The 3,852-nt window shown below is 38.3% G+C and carries 5 protein-coding genes; all 5 read right to left on the bottom strand.

The features are described from left to right. The coding region (locus AC52RT_RS02825; RefSeq protein WP_495539345.1) for an IclR family transcriptional regulator at positions 1-630 on the bottom strand (630 nt) is incomplete at its 3' end. A 24-nt stretch (positions 631-654) separates the two neighbouring features. Further along, a complete protein-coding gene (locus AC52RT_RS02820) occupies positions 655-1,365 on the bottom strand; it encodes an ABC transporter ATP-binding protein (RefSeq protein ID WP_495539344.1) in 711 nt (236 codons plus the stop codon). Next, positions 1,362-2,081 (bottom strand): ABC transporter ATP-binding protein, encoded by a 720-nt coding sequence (locus AC52RT_RS02815; RefSeq protein WP_495539343.1) that lies wholly within the window; start codon positions 2,079-2,081, stop codon positions 1,362-1,364. The genes AC52RT_RS02820 and AC52RT_RS02815 overlap by 4 nt, the downstream gene beginning before the upstream one ends. Then, positions 2,050-3,075 (bottom strand): branched-chain amino acid ABC transporter permease, encoded by a 1,026-nt coding sequence (locus tag AC52RT_RS02810; RefSeq protein WP_495539342.1) that lies wholly within the window; start codon positions 3,073-3,075, stop codon positions 2,050-2,052. Before AC52RT_RS02810 ends, AC52RT_RS02815 begins: the two co-directional genes overlap by 32 nt. Continuing rightward, positions 3,072-3,852, bottom strand: a 781-nt coding sequence (locus AC52RT_RS02805) for a branched-chain amino acid ABC transporter permease (protein WP_495539341.1), incomplete at its 5' end; no start/stop codon positions are given. The genes AC52RT_RS02805 and AC52RT_RS02810, both read right to left, overlap by 4 nt.

Here is a 3,852-nt window from a genome sequence, read left to right as displayed (position 1 = left end):
AATTGTTAAGCTGGCCACGATTCCGCCTGATTGTTCAAATATTGGTACTGCCACAGCAAAACTGCCTGGAACACGTTCACCCTTAGTTAAAGCAAATCCTTGCTGCTTTATTGTTCTAATATCGTTTTCCAAGATATAACTATTACATTTTTCCTGTTCGGACAATCTCTCAATGATCCTCTTCCTTTCAAGATCAGGCAGAAAAGCTATCAACACTTTTCCAGAAGCACCCATATATGCGGCTTTTCTCTCCCCGATTCGCACGAAATTACGAACATCCAAAGGACTATCTACTTTTTCGACACACACACGACAAATATCATCTAGAATATTTAGTTCTACTGTCTCTTTAGTCTGTTGAACAAGTTCTTTCATTATTGGCAATGATACCTTACGAAAATCCAATTGGCTTTGAACTATACTACCGAGCCTGAAAAAGTTAAAGCCTAATGAATACCGGTGATTATCTTGATTTCGTACAATATAATTAAACTTTTCCATAGTGTCCAATATACGGAATATCGTACTCTTAGGATATTTAACTTCCATCTCAATTTCACTGATTGATAAGCTGGTTCTATCCATCGTAAATAAATTTAAAATTTTAAACATCTTTTCGTATGACTTCATTTCACTGACCTTCCAAATCATTTTTTATGTGGCGATCCCTAAATAAGAAGATTTTAAGTGTTCGTCATTGATTAAATCTTCCGCCTTTCCTGCCATAACAATCTTGCCGTTTTCAATCACATATCCTCTATCAGACATTCCAAGAGCTTGAACAGCATTCTGTTCAACCAATAACACTGTAACACCCTTTGTTTTTATTTCTCGAATAATATCAAACACTTGCTTTGTCAAAAGGGGTGAGAGTCCTGTAGAAGGCTCATCCAAAAGCAATAACTTTGGTTCAGACATTAATGCCCGACCGATGGCCAGCATCTGTTGCTGTCCTCCGCTCATACTTCCTGCCTGTTGTTTTTCTCTCTCTTTTAATATTGGAAACAACTCATAACAATAGTCCAAGTTTTTCTTTAAATGTTTTTTAGCATGAGAAGTAAAAGCACCGAGTTCCAGATTCTCTTTAACTGTCATTGTAGTAAATAACTTTCTGCCTTCAGGCACTTGAATCAAACCTGTCTTCACAATTTCTTCGGGTCTTTTGCCACTGATTGTTTCTCCTTGAAACTCAATACTGCCGGACCAACTAGGTAATAATCCAGATAATGTTTTTAGTAAAGTTGTTTTCCCGGCTCCATTTGTTCCTAGAATACAAACAAGTTCACCTTCAGCTACTTGAAATGAGATATCTCTAAGTACTTGCACTTTTCCGTACCCAGTATTAAGGTTTTCCACTTTAATCATATTGCTTCCTCCCCCAAGTAGGCTTCTATCACCAGTGGATTCTTCATGACTTCTTTAGGGTTACCTTCTGCGATTTTTTCACCTAGATGCATTACCGCTAAACGGTCTGATAAAGCCATCACTGCCGACATTAAATGCTCAATAAATACAATAGATACCCCGCTGTCACGAATCACTTTCACTAAATCGATAAATTCATTCACTTCAGCCGGATTTAACCCTGACATCACTTCATCCAGAAAAAGGATTTTGGGCTGAGTGGCGAGTGCTCTAGCCACTTCCACTTTCTTTTGATCTGGAAAAGTTAAATCTTTCATCCTGGAATCCGAGAGATGACCAAGTCCCATGAAATGAATCTTTTCTTCTGCCAACTTTTTTGCCTCACTGAACTTCTTGACTTGACTAAATGCTCCTACTATAACATTCTCCAATACTGTTAAGTTGCCGAATGGCTGAACAATCTGAAACGTACGCGCTATTCCTTTTCCACATATTATTTCTGGCTTCTTGCCGATGATTTCTTCTTCGTTTAGCAGAACAGATCCTACTTCCGGACAATGAAACCCGCAAATAGAATGGAACAACGTTGTTTTGCCAGCGCCGTTCGGTCCTACAAGGCCTAAAATTTCACCTTCATTTAAAGTTAAACTCACATTATTCACAGCAATAAGACCAGAAAATCTTTTAGTTAATTTTTCGACTTTCAGTATCGTCAATCCTTTTCCCTCCTTTTTGGTTAAGTGTAAAGAAGGAATCCTTAAGCTCCTTCTTTTTCTTTCTATTCTGGAACCAACCAACTATCCCTTCCGGCAAATAAAGCACTACAATAATTAAAATCAGTCCGTAGGTCATCAGGTTCACACCAACAAAATTGCCAAAAAAAGCAGTTGTCAATTCACCTAAAGGAATGATGATAATAGACCCGATTAAAGGTCCAAGTACAGTTCCCGCACCGCCGATTATGGCTGGTAATAGAATAGAAACAGAAACATCATTTCCAAATGTGGTGGGTGGTTCAATATATAATATATACTGCGCATAGAATGTACCGCCGATAGCCGTTAAACCGGAGCTTAATGCAATAGCTATCATTTTATTTTTGTATGTGTTCACTCCTAATGATTGGGCTGCTTCCTCATTTTCCCTAATCGCTATCAAATTGTAGCCAAGTCTTGAACGACTAATCTTATAAACAATTAGAAACACAATAGCTGCCAATCCAAGGATTGTATAGTAATATCCATTCCTCGTATCAAACTGAAGCATTAATGGATTCGGATCCAAGGGGATCAATACACCCATTGTTTTATTAAATAGCTCTGTATTCTGCACAATCACTCTTAAAATTTCGGCAAAAGCCAGTGTTCCAAGCGCAAAATAGGCTCCTCGCAATTTATACCTGAACGATAAAAATCCGATGATCAGTCCGACAAGTGCAGCAATGACAGCTCCCACAATCATTCCTAACCATGGACTAATTCCTAAGTTGGTCAAAAGAATAGAGGATGTATACGCTCCGATTCCAAAGAATGCGGCATGCCCAAAAGAGAATTGTCCGGAGAATCCGCTCAATAAATTCCAAGCTTGACTGACAAGTGCATAATATAAGATAAGGATGGCTATATGCATATAGTATTGATCGTCTGTTAAAAAAGGGAATATAACAAACAATATGCCGCCAACTATTAGAGCTATATTTGTTTTACTCATCTTGCTTTCCCCCCAAACAAACCATTTGGTCTAACTAATAAAACAATGATGAAAATAATATATGTCATTAACTCTTTTAAGCTGCCTGGCAGGAATGCTCCACCCATAGCTTCAGATATTCCAATAATCAAGCCGCCTACTAAAGCTCCTATAAAGTTTCCTAACCCCCCCAATACAACCACAACAAATCCTTTCAAGATGAAAGTAGCACCGGCCGAGGGAGAGGTATATAAGAACGGTGTAATTAAACTGCCGGCAACACCAGCTAAAGCCGCTCCAATACCGAATGCTATATAATTAATTTTTCCAGTATTTATTCCGACTAATGAAGCACCATCACGATTAATGGATGTTGCCCGGATCGCTTTACCAATGAACGTGCTTTTCAAAAACCAAAAGAGCAGAATGGAAAGGGAGATCGCAAAAATAAAAGCTATTAGTTTTGGCGAATTGATATCGATAGCCCCAATATTTAAGGTTTGTGCCATCCCTTCAATCTTCACACTTCGAAAATCCGGACTCCACAGAACAAGGGCCAGGTTTTCAATAAACAGCATAATTCCCAGCGTTACAAGTAGCTGATTATGCTCCGGCGCATCCAGCATTTTAGAAAGAATTGTTTTCTGAATAAAAGCACCAACAAGAAACAGGACACCTGCGCTTAAAAAAATGGATAAATAAGGATTTATTCCCAATATAGCAAACGACCAGTATGTTACATACATACCTAACATTAACAGAGCACCTTGAGCGAAATTAATAATCTTCATAACTCCA

This window comes from Peribacillus sp. (assembly GCF_059453735.1).
This window is presented reverse-complemented; position numbering and strand designations above follow the sequence as displayed.